Here is a 16,952-nt window from a genome sequence, read left to right on the forward strand (position 1 = left end):
GGCTAGGTCACACCAGCGCGAGCACCAGCAGCGCGAGAGCCCCGACGACCGCCGGCGCGATGATCTCGTACGCCCACTTCACCTGGGCGTCCCCCTGCGCGCTCTCCCGCCCGCCGTTGCGCTCCGCCAGCTCCCGCAGATCGTCGATGCTCTGGTCGGCGGGCGCCCGGTGCGGCTTGTCGCCGGCCGACGCCACGGAGACGACGTCGTTGGCGCCCGCCTTCGCGGCCTGCCGGTTGGCGCGGTTACGGGCGCGGATGGACACCGGGACGGCCCACAGCTGGAACTTCGTGCCGTCCTTGGTGAGCACCTCGCTGCTGAAGTGCGCCCGTACGGTCTCCACGGCGCCCCAGGGCAGGGTGATGGTGCGGAACGGATTGCGGACCTTGAGCCGGTCGTCGCCCGCGTACACCGCCGGGCGGACGGTGAAGGCGACGATCAGCGGCACCGCGCACACCAGCGCAGAGACCGACAGCAGCCGGGTCCGCCCGGTGCCGCTGACCAGCGCGTCGATGCCGAGCCAGGCCGCGAGGGCGAGCAGCAGCACGCCGCCCATCACGCCGCCGACGGAGCGGAAGACGCGGTCGGCGTACTGCGGGCTCTCCGGAGTCTGCGGCGGTTGCGGCGGCTGCGGAGTCGAAGGCTCGTTCGTGCTCATGCCGCCGATTCTGCCTCAGATCTGATTCCGGCAGCCCTGCCGAGGTCCGACTTGAGTTCGGCGAGCACGTCGGCGGCGGCCGTACGGGCCGCGCCGAGCTCGCGCGGGGAGGCGACCGGCAGCACGGCCTCCAGGTAGCACTTGAGCTTCGGCTCGGTGCCGCTGGGGCGGACGACGACGCGGGCGGACTCGATGCCGCGGTCCCGGTCGCCGGCGAGGTAGTAGCGCAGGCCGTCGGTGGGCGGCAGCTCGGGGGTGCCCTTGGTGAGGTCGTCGGCGCGGGTCACCGCGAGGCCCGCGAGCGCGGCGGGCGGCTGCTCGCGCAGGCGGCGCATGGCCGCGTCGATGAGGGCGAGGTCGTCGACGCGTACGGACAGCTGGTCGGTGGCGTGCAGCCCGTACTCGACGGCGAGGTCGTCGAGGAGGTCCTGGAGGGTGCGGCCCGCGGCCTTCAGCTCGGCGGCGAGCTCGGCGACGCAGAGGGCGGCGGTGATGCCGTCCTTGTCGCGTACGCCGCCGGGGTCGGTGCAGTAGCCGAGCGCCTCTTCGTAACCGAAGGCCAGGTTGTCGACGCGGGCGATCCACTTGAAGCCGGTCAGGGTCTCCTCGTACGGCAGGCCGGCGGCCTTTGCGATCTTGCCGGAGAGGGAGGAGGAGACGATCGAGGCGGCGAAGGTGCCCCGGACGCGCTTGTGCACCAGATGGGTGGCGAGCAGCGCGCCGACCTCGTCACCGCGGAGCATGCGCCAGCCGTCGGCGGCGCCCGCGTCGGGTACGGCCACGGCGCAGCGGTCGGCGTCGGGGTCGTTGGCGATGATGAGGTCCGGGTCGGCGGCGGCGGCCTTGGCGAAGGCCAGGTCCATGGCGCCGGGCTCTTCGGGGTTGGGGAAGGCGACGGTCGGGAAGTCCGGGTCGGGCTCGGCCTGCTCCGGGACGGCGAGCGGGGCGCGGAAGCCGGCCCGCTCGAAGGCGGCGGCGAGGGTGGTGCCGCCGACGCCGTGCATCGGGGTGTAGACGACGGAGAGGTCGCGGGGGCCGCCCGGGGTGACGACGCTCTTCGCGCGCTCGAGGTAGGCGTCGAGGACCTCGCCGCCGAGGACCTCCCAGCCGTCGTCGGGGCGCGGGATGTCGTGGAGGCTGCCGATGGCGGCGATCTCGGCGGCGATGCCGGCGTCCGCCGGCGGGACGATCTGCGAGCCGTCGCCGAGGTAGACCTTGTAGCCGTTGTCCTGCGGGGGGTTGTGGCTGGCGGTGACGGTGACGCCGGCCACGGCGCCGAGGTGGCGGATGGCGTAGGCGAGGACGGGCGTCGGGAGGGGGCGGGGGAGGAGCGCGGCCTTGAGGCCGGCGCCGACCATGACGGCGGCGGTGTCGGTGGCGAAGTCCGCGGACTTGTAGCGGGCGTCGTAACCGATGACGACGAGGCCGCCGTCGTGGCCTTGCTGCTTGAGATACGCGGCGAGGCCCGCTGCCGCTCGGATGACCACGGCGCGGTTCATGCGCATGGGGCCTGCGCCCAGGGCGCCGCGCAGTCCGGCGGTGCCGAACTGGAGGGTGCCGCCGAACCGCTCGGCGACGGCGGCTTCGTCACCGGCCTCGATGAGCTGGGCGAGCTCCTCGCGGGTGTCGGGGTCCGGGTCCTCGGCGAGCCAGGCTTTCGCCTGGGTGAGGGCGTTGTCCGTGGTCACGTTGGTCTCTTCCGTTGCCATGGTCGGCGGTCTGGTTCTTACCCTCGCACCTGCCCGGCGGCTACACCCGGCGCAGCACGTCCGCGAGCAGCGCGCCCATCCGCGAGGCGGAGTCCCGGCCGGCCTGCAGCACCTCTTCATGGTTGAGCGGCTCACCGGTCATCCCGGCGGCGAGGTTGGTCACCAGGGAGATGCCCAGGACCTCCGCGCCCGCCTCGCGGGCGGCGATGGCCTCCAGGACGGTCGACATGCCGACCAGGTCGGCGCCCAGCACCCGCAGCATGCTGATCTCGGCCGGCGTCTCGTAATGCGGCCCGGGCAGCTGGGCGTACACGCCCTCCTCCAGGGACGGGTCCACCTCCTTGCAGAGCGCCCGCAGCCGCGGCGAGTACAGGTCCGTAAGATCCACAAAATTCGCGCCGACGATCGGCGACGCCGCCGTCAGGTTCAGGTGATCCGAGATCAGCACCGGCTGACCAGGACGCATGCCCTCGCGGAGCCCCCCGCACCCGTTCGTCAGAACGATCGACTTGCACCCGGCAGCTACCGCCGTGCGCACCCCGTGCGCGACCGCTGCCACGTCGCGGGACTCGTAGAAGTGCGTGCGGCCGAGGAAGACCAGGGCCCGCTTGTCGCCCACCTCGTACGAGCGGATCTTGCCGGCGTGGCCGGCCACCGCGGGGGGCGGGAAGCCGGGGAGCTCGGTCACGGGGAACTCGGCCGCGGGAGCGCCGAGCGCGTCGGCGGCCGGCACCCAGCCGGAGCCCATCACCAGGGCGACGTCGTGGGTCTCCGCGCCGGTGAGCTCGCGCAGGCGGGCGGCGGCGGCCGCGCTGTCAGGGGTGGTCTGCGATGCGTTCACGGCAACGATCCTACGCGCGTAGACGCCCGTGGTCATGCCCGGCACCCCGCACTGGTCCGCATCCAGGCACTTCCTACGACACCGCGCCCGACACCCTCGTACGGAACCCCCAACGCGGAGCACCGCCATCCGCTGCGCGACAATGGAGCATGTGACTCGGATCGTGATCATTGGCGGCGGCCCCGGCGGATACGAAGCGGCCCTGGTGGCCGCGCAGCTCGGCGCGGAGGTGACCGTCGTCGACTGCGACGGCCTCGGCGGCGCGTCGGTGCTGACCGACTGCGTGCCGTCCAAGACGCTGATCGCGACCGCCGAGGTGATGACGACCTTCGACTCCTCGTACGAGGAGCTGGGCATCATCGTCGAGGACGACACCCCGCCGGAGGAGACCGCGGCGCGAGTGGTGGGCGTCGACCTCGGCAAGGTCAACCGGCGCGTGAAGCGTCTCGCCCTCGCCCAGTCCCATGACATCACCGCCGCCGTCACCCGCGCCGGCGCCAAGGTCATGCGCGGGCGCGGCGCGATCGGTGCCACCCAGGCGCCCGACGGCTCCCGCAAGGTGACGGTCACGGCCGCCGACGGTTCCACCCAGGAGCTCATCGCCGATGCCGTCCTCGTCGCCACCGGCGGCACGCCCCGCGAGCTGCCCGACGCGCTGCCCGACGGTGAGCGGATCCTGAACTGGAAGCAGGTCTACGACCTCGAGGAGCTGCCTGAGGAGCTCATCGTGGTCGGGTCCGGGGTCACCGGGGCCGAGTTCGCCGGCGCGTACCAGGCGCTCGGCTCCCGCGTCACCCTCGTCTCCTCGCGCGATCGCGTGCTGCCCGGCGAGGACCCGGACGCCGCCGCCGTACTGGAGGACGTCTTCCGCCGCCGCGGCATGAACGTCATGTCCCGCTCCCGCGCCTCCGCCGTCCGCCGGGTCGGCGACAAGGTCGAGGTGGCGCTGCAGGACGGCCGCGTCATCACCGGCACCCACTGCCTGATGGCGGTCGGCGCGATCCCCAACGCCTCTGGTCTGGGGCTGGAGGAGGCGGGCGTACGGCTGAAGGAATCCGGCCACATCTGGACCGACAAGGTGTCGCGGACCACGGCCCCCGGCGTCTACGCGGCGGGCGACGTCACCGGCGTCTTCGCGCTCGCCTCGGTGGCGGCCATGCAGGGCCGGATCGCGATGTACCACTTCCTCGGTGACTCCGTGTCACCGCTGCACCTGAAGGCCGTTTCGGCCAACATCTTCACGGACCCCGAGATCGCCACCGTCGGCTACCAGCAGGCCGACATTGACGAGGGGCGCATTGATGCGCGGGTGATGAAACTTCCGCTCCTTCGCAACCCCCGGGCCAAGATGCAGGGGATCCGCGATGGATTCGTGAAGCTTTACTGTCGCCCCGGGACGGGAATCGTCGTCGGCGGCGTCATCGTGGCGCCGCGGGCCAGCGAGTTGATCCACCCCATCTCGATCGCGGTTGACAACAACTTGACGGTGGAACAGATCGCAAACGCCTTTACGGTCTATCCTTCCCTGTCAGGATCGATCGCCGAGGTGGCCAGGCAGCTGCACGGCCGCAAGGCGGAAGCCGCTGAGCTGTAGCGGCAGTTGGGGCCGGCGCGGGTGAGTTGGCGCGTATACCACCAACTGGCGCCGCGTATGGACAGCTTCCGTTAATCGGCGCAAACAGCTGAAAGCAGTCGGTCGCCCGCGTTACTGTCAGTTTCGTGTTCGCTGCAGAACGTCGCCAATTGATCCTCGAAATGGTGCGCGCCAACGGGGCCGTTTCGCTCCGTGAGCTCGCCCGCGTGGTCCAGACCTCTGAAGTGACCGTGCGTCGCGACGTACGGGCGCTGGAGGCCGAAGGACTCCTCGACCGCCGGCACGGCGGTGCGGTGCTGCCGGGCGGCTTCACAAGGGAGTCCGGCTTCCCGCAGAAATCCCATCTAGCGACCGCGGAGAAGACGGCCATCGCCGATCTCGCGGCCGGCTTCGTCGAAGAAGGCGAGGCCATCGTGGTCGGCGCGGGTACGACCACCCAGGAGCTGGCCCGCCGGCTGGCCCGGGTGCCGGGCCTGACCGTCGTCACCAACTCCCTCCTGGTGGCCCAGGCGCTGGCCCATGCCAACCGCGTCGAGGTCGTCATGACCGGCGGCACCCTGCGTGGCTCGAACTATGCGCTCGTGGGCAGTGGCGCAGAACAGTCGCTGCAAGGGCTGCGCGTCACCCGCGCGTTCCTCTCGGGCAGCGGTCTTACGGCCGAGCGCGGCCTCTCCACGTCCAACATGCTCTCCGCGAGCGTGGACCGGGCGCTGGTGCAGGCGGCCGCGGAGGTCGTGGTCCTCGCCGACCACACCAAGCTCGGCACCGACACGATGTTCCAGACCGTGCCCACGGACATCATCACGCGGCTGGTCACCGACGAGCCGCCGGGCGACGACGACCGCGCCGCGACGGAGCTGCAGGCGCTCGCCGACCAGGGCGTGCAGCTGTCGGTGGCGGCGGTGTCCGCTCCGGGAGCGCAGTCGCCGGAGGCGCCGGCGGGCCCGTCCGGACCGTCCTCGGCCGCCCGCCAGCAGCAGCGCCGCGGCGGCGTGAGCCTCCCTGGCCAGCGCGGCAGCGGAGCCGGCCGGCAGCAGAACGGCGGCCCGGGCCCGGCGCCCTCACTGCGCGGAGCCGGACTGACGGAGCAGGTACCGCCGGGGCGGGTGGCGGATCTGGCGCCGCGCAGGCGCTAGGCGCGCAGTCCCTCCACGGCGAGCTTCAGCAGCCGCTCGGCGACGTCTGTGTCGTCCGGGGCCTTCGTCGCCGCCTTTTCGGCGGCGTAGCTGATGGCGTTCGCCAGCCGTAGCACGTCGCGCGTGGTCGCGTCCGGATGCAGCTCGCCCGCTTCCCGGGCGCGCTGCACCAGGCCATCTGCCGTACTCATCAGCTGAGCGTGGCAGTTGGCCATCCGGCCCTCGTTCAGCAGCGCCGTGGCCACGCCCCGGAACGTGGTCACCCATGTCATGTAGCCCCGCAGCCAGGCCATGAGTGCGTCGAACGCGCTGAGTTCGCCGTCGGCGCGCAGCGCGGCATCCGCCTCCAGGCCCGCCACCTCGCCCTCGAACACCGCCTCCATCAGCGCGAAGCGGTCCGGGAAGTGCCGGTAGAGAGTGCCGATCCCCACGCCCGCGGCGCGCGCGATGTCCTCCAGTGAGGCCTCCGTGCCGCGCTCCAGGAACGCCGCCCTGGCCTCCGCCAGCAGGCGCTCGTAGTTACGCCGCGCGTCCGCGCGCATCGGCCTGCCCTGCGCCGTCGCCATGGGCACCACCCTTCCTCGTCTCCGCGTACACAGAATGCCATTGCGGAAACGGAGGGAGCCTCCGTATAGTTACCGGAGTTCCCCTCCGCTTACCATTGTTCTGCTGGAGGCACCTCCGTGTCCACATCTGTACACAGCACCACCAGCACCAAGGCGGCCCCCGGCCGCCCGCCGCACCGTCCCGGGTTCGCCCTCGCGGCCATCGTCACCACCCAGCTGATGTTCCTCGTCGACGCCACCGTCGTGAACGTGGCGCTCCCATACGTCGCCACCGACCTGCACTTCTCCGCCACCGGCATGTCCTGGGTGCTGAACCTCTACACCCTCGCCTTCGGCGGCCTGCTGCTCCTGGGCAGCCGCATAGGCGACCGCATCGGCCGCCGCCGCGCCCTGGTCATCGGCGTCCTCGCCTTCACGGCCGCCTCGCTGCTCGGCGGCTTCGCGCCCAGCGGCGAGTGGCTGCTGGTCTTCCGTACGCTGCAGGGCGCCGCCGCCGCGCTGGCCGCCCCGAGCACCCTGGCGCTGATCACGACGACCTTCGCCGAGGGCGCAGAGCGCGGCCGGGCGCTGAGCGTCTTCTCCTCCATCAGCGGCGCGGGCGCCTCCATCGGCCTGATCGTCGGCGGGGCGCTGACCGACTGGATCGACTGGCGCTGGGTGCTGTTCATCAACGTCCCGATCGGCCTTGCCATCGCCGCCTTCGCGCCCCGCTACATCACCGAAACCCCGCGCCGGCGCGGCTCGTTCGACGCCACCGGGGCCCTGACCGGCACCCTCGGCGTCACCGTGCTCGTGTACGGCTTTATCCGCGCCGCCGAGGAGGACTGGGGCGACGGCCTGGCGCTCGGCGCCTTCGCCACGGCCGCCGTGCTGCTCGCCGCCTTCCTCGCCACCGAGCTGAGGGTGCGGCAGCCGCTCGTCGCGCTGCGGCTGTTCACCGACCGCAACCGGGCGCTGTCGTACGCGGCGATGCTCATGATCCCGGCAGGCATGTTCGGCACGTTCTACTTCTCCACCCAGTACCTGCAGTCCGCCGGCCTCGGCTTCAGCCCGCTCCGCGCCGGCCTCGCCTTCATGCCGATGACCGTCCCGCTCTTCGCCGCCGCCCGGCTCGCGCCGCGCGCCCAGGCGGCGTTCGGCCCGAAGCGGGTGGCGCTGATCGGTACGGCACTGAACACCGCGGGCGTCGCCTGGATGGGGCGGCTGACCGCGGGGACCGGCTACTGGGAGGGCCTGTTCGGGCCGATGGTGCTCATCGGCGTGGGCATCGGGCTGACCATGATGCAGATCAACACGCTGATACTCAGCGGCGTACGGCCGGAGGACGCGGGCTCCGCGTCCGGCCTGCTGCAGACGATGCAGCAGCTCGGCGGGAGCCTGGGGCTGGCCGTGCTGGTGACCGTCTTCGGCTCGGCCGCGAGTGGGCCTTCCGGCCCAGGCTTTGCGACGGGGGCTTCGGCGGCGTTCACCGGCGGTGCGGTGTTCTCGGTGGTGGCGTTCCTGTTCATGGCGGCGGTACGGGCGCCCGCGAGGCGCTGACCCGTACAGCAGACGGCGGCGCCGCCCGGAGGGGATCCGGGCCGCGCCGCCGTCTGCGTGCTGCCGTTACGTCAGTCCTTGATCTCGCAGATCACCGCGCCGGAGGTGACGGACGCGCCGATCTCCGAGGACAGGCCCTTGATGGTGCCCGCCTTGTGAGCGTTCAGCGGCTGTTCCATCTTCATGGCCTCCAGCACCACGACGAGGTCGCCCTCGTTGACCTGCTGGCCCTCCTCGACCGCGACCTTGACGATCGTGCCCTGCATCGGCGAGGCGAGGGCGTCGCCCGAGGCGGCGGCGGAGGACTTCTTCGCCGCGCGGCGCTTCGGGCGGGCGCCGGCCGCCGCGGCCGTACGGGCCATGGTCATGCCCAGCCCGCCGGGCAGCGAGACCTCCAGCCGCTTGCCGCCGACCTCGACCACGACGGTCTCGCGGCCGGTCTCCTCGTCGGTGTCCGCGTCGGTGGCGGCGCCGGCGAAGGGCTGGATGGTGTTGTTGAACTCGGTCTCGATCCAGCGGGTGTGGACCTTGAACGGGTCGGCCGTGAAGTCCGGGTCCGCAACGACCGCCTGGTGGAAGGGGATGGCGGTGGCCATGCCCTCGACCGTGAACTCGCTCAGCGCCCGGGCGGCCCGCTGCAGGGCCTGCCGGCGCGAAGCGCCCGTAACGATCAGCTTGGCCAGCAGGGAGTCCCAGGCCGGGCCGATGACGCTGCCGGACTCCACGCCCGCGTCGAGGCGCACGCCGGGACCGGCTGGCGGGTCGAAGACGGTGACCGTGCCGGGCGCGGGGAGGAAGTTGCGGCCCGGGTCCTCGCCGTTGATACGGAACTCGAAGGAGTGACCGCGGATTTCGGGGTCGCCGTAACCCAGCTCCTCGCCATCGGCGATCCGGAACATCTCCCGGACCAGGTCGAGCCCGGTGACCTCCTCGGTGACCGGGTGCTCGACCTGCAGGCGGGTGTTGACCTCGAGGAAGGAGATGGTGCCGTCCAGGCCGACCAGGAACTCGACGGTCCCGGCGCCGACGTAACCGGCCTCCTTCAGGATGGCCTTGGAGGCGGCGTAGAGCTCGTCGTTCTGGGCCTGGGACAGGAACGGCGCCGGGGCCTCCTCGACCAGCTTCTGGTGCCGGCGCTGCAGCGAGCAGTCCCGCGTCGATACGACCACGACATTGCCGTGCTGGTCGGCCAGGCACTGGGTCTCCACATGCCGCGGCTTGTCCAGGTAGCGCTCGACGAAGCACTCGCCGCGGCCGAAGGCGGCGACCGCCTCGCGGACCGCGGAGTCGTAGAGCTCCGGGACCTCCTCCAGCGTGCGGGCGACCTTCAGGCCGCGCCCGCCGCCGCCGAAGGCGGCCTTGATGGCGATCGGCAGGCCGTGCTCCTCGGCGAAGGCGACGACCTCGTCCGCGCCGGACACCGGGTCGGGGGTGCCCGCCACGAGGGGGGCGCCCGCGCGCTGCGCGATGTGCCGGGCGGCGACCTTGTCGCCGAGGTCGCGGATGGCCTGCGGCGGCGGGCCGATCCACGTAAGACCGGCGTCGAGGACCTTCTGGGCGAACTCGGCATTCTCCGAAAGGAAGCCGTAGCCCGGGTGGATGGCATCCGCGCCGGCGTCGGCGGCGGCCTTCAACACCTTGTCCATGTCCAGATAGCTCGCGGCCGGGGTGTCACCGCCCAGCGCGTACGCCTCGTCGGCGGCGCGCACATGCAGCGCGTCCCGGTCCGGATCGGCGTAGACGGCCACGCTCGCGATCTGGGCATCCCGGCAGGCTCGGGCGACCCGGACAGCGATTTCGCCGCGGTTGGCGATGAGCACCTTGCGCACGTTGGCTCCCTCCTTGGAACAACCGCGATTTTAGGTACAGGCGACACCGTGCGGTGAGTCGGCCCTGGGCGTGAGCTTGCCCACACAGAGCGTGATCCGGACAGCGCGCCGGGGCCGGAACCCCGGAGATTCCAAGGTACGCCGCTTTGTGGGCGGTGCGCTCGGGAAGCTGGTGTGGCCAAGGTCTCTGTATAGCGACGCGCTAGGGAGGGGCCCAGTTTTGTGGAACCTCTACTAACGACGGGTGGATTCTTTGCCCGGACCATCTCCGCGGGTACGGACCCTTGCGAGACTCCATTACCCGCTAGTAGCGTCACGCCCGGACTATACCGCTGGTAACAGTTCTGAGAGGCGGCGATGCAGGTGGGGCTCCGGCGCACGGTGGCCGCGATCACGTCCGGGGTGCTGGTCGTCGAGGGCGTCGGCATGGCGCTGCTCAACTTCCTCCTCGGCCATCTGCTGAGCGAGCAGCACATGTCGCTTGCGGGCCTCGATACGTCGGTCATGGCAAACGCCACCCGAGTGGCGGGTGTCGTGTTCGGCATCTATCTGCTGGCGGTCGGGATCGTCCTGCTGCTCACGGTCGTACGGGACCGGGCCCCCGGCACCTTCGCGCGGATCCTGCTGATCAGCGCCGCCGTGGTGCACGGCGTGATCGGGGCGGTGGCCGTGGGGCTGCTCGGCTGGGCCATCTTCGTGGTGATGATGGTGATCCTCGGGCTGCTGGTCTTCAGCCTGATCAACCACGGCGAGAACGGCGCGGGTGGCGCGAGTGGCGCGGAGGCCGCGCCTACACCCACAGCTTCGTAATCTCCACGTCCAGCTCGCGCAGCAGCCGGCGCAGCATCGGCAGCGACAGGCCGATGACATTGCCGTGGTCCCCGTCGATGCCGTCGATGAACGGCGCCGCCCTGCCGTCGAGCGTGAACGCCCCCGCCACGTGCAGCGGCTCGCCGGTGGCCACGTAGGCGGCGATCTCGTCGTCGGTCGGCTCGCCGAAGCGGACGGTGGTGGAGGCGGTGGCCGAGGTGTCCCGGCCGGAGACGGTGTCGATCACGCAGTGCCCCGTCTGCAGCACGCCCTCGCGCCCGCGCATCGCCTTCCAGCGAGCCGTCGCCTCGGCGGCGTCGGCGGGCTTGCCGAGCGCCTCGCCGTCCAGCTCCAGCACCGAGTCGCAGCCGATCACCAGGGCGCCCTCGGCGCTGCCCTTCCGGGCGACGACGGAGGCCTTCGCCTCGGCGAGAATCCTTGCGAGGTCGCCGGGTGTCGGTGCGGAGAGGGCGTCCTCGTCGACCCCGCTGACGATCACGTGGGGGTCGAAGCCGGCCTGCTTCAGGAGCTCCAGGCGGGCGGGGGAGGCGGAGGCGAGTACGAGACGACGTTCTGGCATGCGCTCAGCCTAGGCCTCATTGCAGCAGGCCAAGCACAGCGAGCAGGCCGACGGCGATGATCGCTGCCGCGAGGAGGCGGCTGGCGCGGCGCATCATGGCCTGCGTCTCGCGCAGTTCTTTGGGGGGTTCATCCCGGGGGTCGGACCACAGCATGCGATCCACCTTGCGGTGGGGGGTGCGGGTGGCGCCTGAGTATGCGTACTCATCCTGACCCCTAGGACGGCCAGTACGTTGTGCGCCACGCGGACGGGCCGGGCGCGGCGGCGCGGCGGGCCGCCATTGCGCGGGTGCGCGAGGCCCACTCGTCCGTGGGGCGGGTCGACGGGGACAGGGCGCCCGGGGTGCCCGACGCGCGGGCCTGGACCACTGCCAGCGTGGCGGCCAGTTCTTCCGGGGTGGGGTTGCCGCGGAGGACGCGGAAGGTCTCCGGGGTCATGCCGTGGTCGCTCATGCGGCGCTCCTCACAGGGGGATGTTGCCGTGCTTCTTCGGCGGCAGCGCCTCGCGCTTGTTACGGAGCACGCGCAGGCCGCGGACGATGTTCCGCCGGGTCTCGGACGGCGCGATGACCGCGTCGACATATCCGCGCTCCGCGGCCGCGTACGGGTTCAGCAGCGCGTCCTCGTAATCCTGGATGAGCTCCTGGCGCTTGGTCTCCTGCTCCCCGGCGTCCTCGATCGCGGCGAGGGTGCGCCGGTGCAGGATGTTGACCGCGCCCTGCGCGCCCATGACCGCGATCTGCGCCGTCGGCCAGGCGAGGTTGAGGTCGGCGCCCAGGTGCTTGGAGCCCATGACGTCGTACGCCCCGCCGAAGGCCTTCCGGGTGATCACCGTGATCAGCGGCACCGTGGCCTCGGCGTACGCGTAGATCAGTTTGGCGCCGCGGCGGATGATGCCGTCGTACTCCTGGTCCGTGCCCGGGAGGAAGCCGGGGACGTCCACGAAGGTGATGACGGGGACGTTGAAGGCGTCGCAGGTGCGGACGAAGCGGGCGGCCTTCTCGCTGGCGTCGATGTTCAGGCAGCCGGCGAAGTGCATCGGCTGGTTCGCCACGATGCCGACCGGCTGGCCCTCGATGCGGCCGAAGCCGGTGAGGATGTTCGGCGCGAAGAGGGCCTGCGTCTCGAAGAACTCGTGGTCGTCCAGGACGCCCTCGATCGCCGTGTGCATGTCGTACGGCTGGTTCGCCGAGTCCGGGATGAGGGCGTCGAGTTCGAGGTCGTCGGCGGACGTCTCGAGGTCGGCCTCCTCCGGGAACGCCGGGGGGTCGGTGAGGTTGTTGGACGGGAGGTACGAGAGCAGGCCCTTCACGTACTCGAAGGCGTCCTTCTCGTCGCCCGCCATGTGGTGCGCCACGCCGGAGGTGGTGTTGTGCGTACGGGCGCCGCCCAGCTCCTCGAAGCCGACGTCCTCCCCGGTGACGGTCTTGATGACGTCGGGCCCGGTGATGAACATGTGCGAGGTCTGGTCGACCATGATCGTGAAGTCGGTGATCGCGGGGGAGTAGACCGCCCCGCCCGCGCACGGGCCGACGATCACGCTGATCTGCGGGATCACGCCGGAGCCGTGCACATTGCGGCGGAAGATCTCGGCGAAGAGGCCGAGGGCGACCACGCCCTCCTGGATGCGGGCGCCGCCGCCGTCGTTGATGCCGATGATCGGGCAGCCGGTCTTCATCGCGAAGTCCATGGCCTTGACGATCTTCTCGCCGTAGACCTCGCCGAGGGAGCCGCCGAAGACCGTGAAGTCCTGCGAGTAGACGACGACCGGGCGGCCGTCGACCGTGCCGTAGCCGGTGACGACGCCGTCGCCGTACGGGCGGTTCTGCTCGATGCCGAAGTTCGTGGACCGGTGCCGCGCGAACTCGTCGAGCTCGGTGAAGGAGCCCTCGTCCAGCAGCAGCTCCACGCGTTCACGGGCGGTGAGCTTGCCCTTCGCATGCTGCTTCTCCACCGCCCTGGCCGAGCCGGCGTGGGTTGCCTCCTCGGCGCGCTGCCGGAGATCGGCGAGCTTGCCGGCGGTGGTGTGGATGTCGATGGTCGGCTCGGCCATGACAGTGCAGCTCCTGCTCGTCATCGGGGGGTGCGTGCGCTACCGAGAGGTAGCGTATCGGCGCGCAGCCCTGATGGCGGTGCGGCGTTGGACACACCTGCCCCGTGCCGCGCCCGCCGGTAGGAGTGGGGCGGCAAGGGGCGGCTGGGGCTAGCCGCCCCACAGCTCCTCGAGATCCGCCAGCATCGCCTCCGCCAGCTCCAGCTCCGCCCGCTGCCGGCGCTCGCTCCAGCGCAGGGCGATTTCCGGGTACGGCCAGTCGCCGATCTTTTGCGATACGCGCTCGGCCCGCTCGATCTCGTCCAGCGCCGCCCGTACCCGCTCCATATGGGCGGTGAGCTGCGCGCGCAGCCGCTCCGGCTCGGCGAGGTGGCCGAGCCAGACCCGGAGCAGGAGCGGGTGCTTCAGGACCGCCGGGCCCGGGTCCGTCTCCGCCGCCCAGCGGGCCAGCGCCTCGCGGCCGGGGGGCGTGATGGCGTAGCGGCGCGTCGAGCGCAGGCCGGTCGCCTCGTCGATACGGGATGTCGCGTAGCCGCGGGCCTCCAGGCGGCGCAGCTCGGCGTAGATCTGGCTGATGGCGGGGGTGAAGTAGAAGAAGGCCAGGGAGGCGTCGGCCCACTTCTTGAGCTCGTAGCCCGAGCGCTCGCCCGGGAACGAGAGCAGGCCGAGCACCGCCCAGGCGGTGGCCGGGAGTTCGGGGTCGTCGGAGGTCTTGACCTGACGGCTCGTCATATGACTAATTGAAATATCGCCACCGCACCGGCGCAAGGGTCCCGACGCAATTCCCTGGAGGTGCTGTGCAGTTCTCCGTCATCTTCGAGGCGCAGCTGGCGAACCCCTCTCCCGAGCACGAGCGGCAGGTCATCCACGACTGCGTGGAACAGGCCGTACTCGCCGAGGAGATGGGCTTCGACCGGGTCTGGGCCGTCGAGCATCATGCGCTCAAGTGGTACGCGCACATGTCCGCGCCCGAGATCTTCCTGAGCTGGGTGGCCGCGAAGACCTCGCGGATCCGGATCGGCCACGGCGTGGTCTGCATGCCCTTCAACTTCAACCATCCGGTGCGGGTCGCCGAGCGGGCCGCCATGCTCGACGTGCTCTCCGGCGGCCGTCTCGACCTGGGCGCCGGGCGGGGCGCGACCCCGCAGGAGACCTCGCTGTGCGGGGTGGACCCGGAGCGTACTCAGGCGGAGGTCGAGGAGGCGCTGCGGATCATCGGCGCGACGTGGCGCGACGAGGCCCTGGAGTGGCACGGAGAGCTGCTCGACATCGAGCCGCACACGGTGCTGCCGCGGCCCGTACAGGCCCCGCATCCGCCGCTCTTCCTGGCCTGCAGCAAGCAGCAGACCCTGGCGCGGGCCGCGGAACTCGGCCTTGGGGCACTGGTGATGGGCTTCGCAGGGCCGGATGAGGTGGCGTCGATGCGGCGCTTCTACGACAAGTGCGTCGCGGAGCGCGACGGGTCGGCCTTCGTGTCGGATGTCGTCAACGATCACTTCTCCGCCCTGTGTCCGACGATCGTGCTGGACGACCGGGAGGAGGCGCGGGCGATCGGCATCCGCGGGCAGCGGTTCTTCGCGCAGGCCATCTCGCACTGGTACGGGGGCGGAGGCGTCCCCGACGAGGCGGTCAGCGGCGATGCGGGCAGTGAGGCCGAGTTGATGCGGCGCGGCGCCGAGCAGGTGGAGGCGCGGCTGCACGAGGCGCGCATTCCGGTGCGGCCGAGTGCGACGGCCGTCTATAACCCCGAGCATGCGTACGGCACTGCGGCCGATGCGATCGCTTACGTGGAGCGGCTGCGGGCGGCCGGGGTCGACGAGGTCATGTGCCTGGTGCAGATGGGCACCGTCCCGCAGGAGGCGTGTCTGGAGACGCTGCGGCAGTGGGGCGAGCACGTCATCCCGCATTTCCGAGGGGGCCAGGGATGATCTCGCTGGCGGGGAAGACCGCATTGATCACCGGCGCCGCGCGGGGGCAAGGGGAGGCCGAGGCGCGGCTGTTCGCATCGCTCGGGGCACGGGTCGTGCTCGGGGATGTGCTCGATGTCGAGGGGCGGAAGGTGGCCGCGGATATCGGGGCTGACAGGGCTCGGTATGTGCGGCTGGATGTGACGGATGAGTCGCGGTGGGCCGCGGCCGTGGATGTCGCGCTTGAAGCCTTCGGGCGGCTGGATGTGCTGGTCAACAACGCGGGTGTGTACGCGAGTGGGGCGCTGGCGGAGGAGGCGCCGGAGTCCTTCGAGCGGGTGCTGCGGATCAATCTGACCGGGCCGTTCCTCGGGATGCGGGCATGCCTCGGGCCGATGCGGGAGGCCGGGGGCGGGTCCGTCGTCAATGTCTCGTCGGTCGCCGGGCTGATGGGCATTGCGCGTACGGGTGGCTATGGGGCCTCGAAGTGGGGGCTGCGGGGGCTGAGCAAGACGGCGGCGCTGGAGTTCGGGGAGTACGGGATCCGGGTCAACTCCGTGCACCCGGGGATGATCGACACCCCGATGGTGGCGGGGGTCGTGCCGCCGCGCGGAGCCGGGAACCATCCCGGGGTAGCGCTGCGGCGGGTGGGGGTGCCGGAGGATGTGGCGGGGATGGTCGCCTTTCTGGCGTCGGATGCGGCGGGGTATCTGACCGGGGCGGAGATCGCGGTGGACGGGGGCTGGTCGGCGGGGAAGCTGCCATCAGCACAGCCGGAGCAGGACGCATGACCGCGTCCGGCGCGGCGTGGCTCGCGGCGCATGCCCGGCCCCTGGTGCAGGCGCTGAGCGCGGCCTTCCCCGACCTCGGCGGGTCGGTCACCGACGCCCCCGAGGCCCGCAAGATCCTCGCCGCGGGCGGACGCGCGAAGCGCGGGCCCGAGGTGGCCGAGGCGACCGACCTGCGGATCCCGGGCCCGGAGGGCGAGGTGCCGGTGCGGGTGTATCGCCCGTACGAGAGCGGCGAAGCCCCCGCCCCCATCGTCTACTTCCACGGCGGCGGCTTCGTCCTCGGCGATCTGGACCTCTACGACGCCACCGCCCGCGCCCTAGCCGCCGGCAGCGGTCGCCCCCTGATATCCGTCGACTACCGCCTCGCCCCCGAGCACCCCTTCCCCGCCGCCGCCGAGGACGCCTACGCCGCCGTGTGCTGGGCCGCCCAGCAATACGGCACCGCCCCCGCCGTCGCCGGCGACTCCGCCGGAGGGAATCTCGCCGCCGTCTGCTGCCTCCTCGCGCGCGACCGCGGCGGCCCCCCGATCAGCCGCCAAGCCCTGATCTACCCGCAGCTCGACCCCGCCCAGGACACCGCCTCGTATCGCCGCAACGCCGACGGCTGCTTCCTCACCGCAGCCCATCTGCGCTGGTTCTGGCGGCAATACCTCCCCCGCGCCGGTGACGCCGCCGACCCCTACGCCGCCCCGCTGCGCACCCGCAGCCACGCAGACCTGCCGCCCGCCCACATCGTCACCGCCGCCTGCGACCCGCTCTGCGACGAGGGCGAGGCCTACGCCTGGGCGCTCAGCGAGGCCGGGGTGCCGGTCACGCATCGCCGCTACGACGGCATGTTTCACGGCTTTCTCGGGCTGGCAGGGCAGCTGCCGGAGGGCGCCGAGGCGCGGGCTGGGGTGTGCGGGTTCTTGAGGGGGCGGCGGGTGGGTTCTTGAGGGGG

17 protein-coding genes are annotated in these 16,952 nt (G+C 71.6%); 7 read left to right on the forward strand and 10 right to left on the reverse strand.

Going from position 1 to position 16,952, the window contains the following annotated elements:
• Positions 1-7 precede the first annotated feature (7 nt).
• Genes ACNNMR_RS27695 through ACNNMR_RS27705 form a run of 3 tightly spaced genes read right to left on the reverse strand, consistent with a single transcriptional unit; the run spans position 8 to position 3,208 of the window.
• Positions 8-658 (reverse strand): PH domain-containing protein, encoded by a 651-nt coding sequence (locus tag ACNNMR_RS27695; RefSeq protein WP_419997393.1) that lies wholly within the window; start codon positions 656-658, stop codon positions 8-10.
• Positions 655-2,367 carry a phospho-sugar mutase gene (locus ACNNMR_RS27700; RefSeq protein WP_419997394.1) on the reverse strand — a complete coding sequence of 571 codons (1,713 nt, stop codon included), beginning with the start codon at positions 2,365-2,367 and terminating at the stop codon, positions 655-657. Before ACNNMR_RS27700 ends, ACNNMR_RS27695 begins: the two co-directional genes overlap by 4 nt.
• A gap of 40 nt (positions 2,368-2,407) precedes the next feature.
• Positions 2,408-3,208 (reverse strand): purine-nucleoside phosphorylase, encoded by an 801-nt coding sequence (locus tag ACNNMR_RS27705; RefSeq protein WP_419997395.1) that lies wholly within the window; start codon positions 3,206-3,208, stop codon positions 2,408-2,410.
• A gap of 142 nt (positions 3,209-3,350) precedes the next feature.
• On the opposite strand from ACNNMR_RS27705, the gene ACNNMR_RS27710 reads away from it, so the two are divergent.
• Both ACNNMR_RS27710 and ACNNMR_RS27715 read left to right on the forward strand, forming a co-directional pair.
• Positions 3,351-4,802 (forward strand): NAD(P)H-quinone dehydrogenase, encoded by a 1,452-nt coding sequence (locus tag ACNNMR_RS27710; RefSeq protein WP_419997396.1) that lies wholly within the window; start codon positions 3,351-3,353, stop codon positions 4,800-4,802.
• A 161-nt stretch (positions 4,803-4,963) separates the two neighbouring features.
• Positions 4,964-5,938 carry a DeoR/GlpR family DNA-binding transcription regulator gene (locus ACNNMR_RS27715; protein ID WP_420000492.1) on the forward strand — a complete coding sequence of 325 codons (975 nt, stop codon included), beginning with the start codon at positions 4,964-4,966 and terminating at the stop codon, positions 5,936-5,938.
• On the opposite strand, the gene ACNNMR_RS27720 is transcribed toward ACNNMR_RS27715, so the two are convergent.
• Positions 5,935-6,504 carry a TetR/AcrR family transcriptional regulator gene (locus ACNNMR_RS27720; RefSeq protein WP_419997397.1) on the reverse strand — a complete coding sequence of 190 codons (570 nt, stop codon included), beginning with the start codon at positions 6,502-6,504 and terminating at the stop codon, positions 5,935-5,937. The two genes, ACNNMR_RS27715 and ACNNMR_RS27720, sit on opposite strands and share 4 nt — an antisense overlap.
• Positions 6,505-6,621: 117 nt before the next feature.
• Here ACNNMR_RS27720 and ACNNMR_RS27725 point away from each other — a divergent pair, with 117 nt between their 5' ends.
• Entirely contained in the window at positions 6,622-8,043 is a 1,422-nt protein-coding gene (locus ACNNMR_RS27725; RefSeq protein WP_419997398.1) for an MFS transporter, read from the forward strand.
• 71 nt (positions 8,044-8,114) lie between these two features.
• Here ACNNMR_RS27725 and ACNNMR_RS27730 read toward each other — a convergent pair whose 3' ends face one another.
• Complete coding sequence (locus tag ACNNMR_RS27730; protein ID WP_419997399.1) at positions 8,115-9,872, reverse strand: acetyl/propionyl/methylcrotonyl-CoA carboxylase subunit alpha; 1,758 nt, start codon at positions 9,870-9,872, stop codon at positions 8,115-8,117.
• A 357-nt stretch (positions 9,873-10,229) separates the two neighbouring features.
• Between ACNNMR_RS27730 and ACNNMR_RS27735 the strand changes: the two genes are divergently transcribed.
• Positions 10,230-10,682 carry a hypothetical protein gene (locus ACNNMR_RS27735; protein WP_419997400.1) on the forward strand — a complete coding sequence of 151 codons (453 nt, stop codon included), beginning with the start codon at positions 10,230-10,232 and terminating at the stop codon, positions 10,680-10,682.
• On the opposite strand, the gene ACNNMR_RS27740 is transcribed toward ACNNMR_RS27735, so the two are convergent.
• The 5 genes from ACNNMR_RS27740 to ACNNMR_RS27760 all read right to left on the reverse strand — a co-directional run bounded on the left by ACNNMR_RS27740 (position 10,663) and on the right by ACNNMR_RS27760 (position 14,046).
• A complete protein-coding gene (locus ACNNMR_RS27740) occupies positions 10,663-11,262 on the reverse strand; it encodes a Maf family protein (protein WP_419997401.1) in 600 nt (199 codons plus the stop codon). The genes ACNNMR_RS27735 and ACNNMR_RS27740 overlap by 20 nt on opposite strands.
• A gap of 16 nt (positions 11,263-11,278) precedes the next feature.
• Positions 11,279-11,416 (reverse strand): morphogenic membrane protein MmpB, encoded by a 138-nt coding sequence (mmpB, locus tag ACNNMR_RS27745; protein WP_419997402.1) that lies wholly within the window; start codon positions 11,414-11,416, stop codon positions 11,279-11,281.
• A gap of 61 nt (positions 11,417-11,477) precedes the next feature.
• The gene (locus ACNNMR_RS27750) at positions 11,478-11,714 is read right to left on the reverse strand and encodes an acyl-CoA carboxylase subunit epsilon (protein ID WP_419997403.1); all 237 of its coding nucleotides are present in this window, start codon (positions 11,712-11,714) and stop codon (positions 11,478-11,480) included.
• Between the two features lie 10 nt (positions 11,715-11,724).
• Positions 11,725-13,314 carry an acyl-CoA carboxylase subunit beta gene (locus tag ACNNMR_RS27755; protein WP_419997404.1) on the reverse strand — a complete coding sequence of 530 codons (1,590 nt, stop codon included), beginning with the start codon at positions 13,312-13,314 and terminating at the stop codon, positions 11,725-11,727.
• A gap of 150 nt (positions 13,315-13,464) precedes the next feature.
• Positions 13,465-14,046 carry a PadR family transcriptional regulator gene (locus tag ACNNMR_RS27760; RefSeq protein ID WP_419997405.1) on the reverse strand — a complete coding sequence of 194 codons (582 nt, stop codon included), beginning with the start codon at positions 14,044-14,046 and terminating at the stop codon, positions 13,465-13,467.
• Positions 14,047-14,111: 65 nt separating this feature from the next.
• Between ACNNMR_RS27760 and ACNNMR_RS27765 the strand changes: the two genes are divergently transcribed.
• Genes ACNNMR_RS27765 through ACNNMR_RS27775 form a run of 3 tightly spaced genes read left to right on the forward strand, consistent with a single transcriptional unit; the run spans position 14,112 to position 16,947 of the window.
• A complete protein-coding gene (locus ACNNMR_RS27765) occupies positions 14,112-15,242 on the forward strand; it encodes an LLM class flavin-dependent oxidoreductase (RefSeq protein WP_419997406.1) in 1,131 nt (376 codons plus the stop codon).
• A complete protein-coding gene (locus ACNNMR_RS27770) occupies positions 15,239-16,012 on the forward strand; it encodes a glucose 1-dehydrogenase (RefSeq protein ID WP_419997407.1) in 774 nt (257 codons plus the stop codon). Before ACNNMR_RS27765 ends, ACNNMR_RS27770 begins: the two co-directional genes overlap by 4 nt.
• Complete coding sequence (locus ACNNMR_RS27775; RefSeq protein WP_419997408.1) at positions 16,009-16,947, forward strand: alpha/beta hydrolase; 939 nt, start codon at positions 16,009-16,011, stop codon at positions 16,945-16,947. Before ACNNMR_RS27770 ends, ACNNMR_RS27775 begins: the two co-directional genes overlap by 4 nt.
• Positions 16,948-16,952: the final 5 nt, after the last annotated feature.

Source organism: Streptomyces boninensis (assembly GCF_048572725.1).
Lineage (GTDB): Bacteria > Actinomycetota > Actinomycetes > Streptomycetales > Streptomycetaceae > Streptomyces > Streptomyces boninensis.

Bases quoted from the DNA above. Each gene is read 5' to 3' on its own strand.
- ACNNMR_RS27695 (WP_419997393.1), bottom strand. From the start codon at position 658: ATGAGCACGAACGAGCCTTCGACTCCGCAGCCGCCGCAACCGCCGCAG.
- ACNNMR_RS27700 (WP_419997394.1), bottom strand. From the start codon at position 2,367: ATGGCAACGGAAGAGACCAACGTGACCACGGACAACGCCCTCACCCAG.
- ACNNMR_RS27710 (WP_419997396.1), top strand. From the start codon at position 3,351: ATGGAGCATGTGACTCGGATCGTGATCATTGGCGGCGGCCCCGGCGGA.
- ACNNMR_RS27715 (WP_420000492.1), top strand. From the start codon at position 4,964: ATGGTGCGCGCCAACGGGGCCGTTTCGCTCCGTGAGCTCGCCCGCGTG.
- ACNNMR_RS27720 (WP_419997397.1), bottom strand. From the start codon at position 6,504: ATGGCGACGGCGCAGGGCAGGCCGATGCGCGCGGACGCGCGGCGTAAC.
- ACNNMR_RS27735 (WP_419997400.1), top strand. From the start codon at position 10,230: ATGCAGGTGGGGCTCCGGCGCACGGTGGCCGCGATCACGTCCGGGGTG.
- ACNNMR_RS27740 (WP_419997401.1), bottom strand. From the start codon at position 11,262: ATGCCAGAACGTCGTCTCGTACTCGCCTCCGCCTCCCCCGCCCGCCTG.
- mmpB (WP_419997402.1), bottom strand. From the start codon at position 11,416: ATGCTGTGGTCCGACCCCCGGGATGAACCCCCCAAAGAACTGCGCGAG.
- ACNNMR_RS27750 (WP_419997403.1), bottom strand. From the start codon at position 11,714: ATGAGCGACCACGGCATGACCCCGGAGACCTTCCGCGTCCTCCGCGGC.
- ACNNMR_RS27755 (WP_419997404.1), bottom strand. From the start codon at position 13,314: ATGGCCGAGCCGACCATCGACATCCACACCACCGCCGGCAAGCTCGCC.
- ACNNMR_RS27760 (WP_419997405.1), bottom strand. From the start codon at position 14,046: ATGACGAGCCGTCAGGTCAAGACCTCCGACGACCCCGAACTCCCGGCC.
- ACNNMR_RS27770 (WP_419997407.1), top strand. From the start codon at position 15,239: ATGATCTCGCTGGCGGGGAAGACCGCATTGATCACCGGCGCCGCGCGG.
- ACNNMR_RS27775 (WP_419997408.1), top strand. From the start codon at position 16,009: ATGACCGCGTCCGGCGCGGCGTGGCTCGCGGCGCATGCCCGGCCCCTG.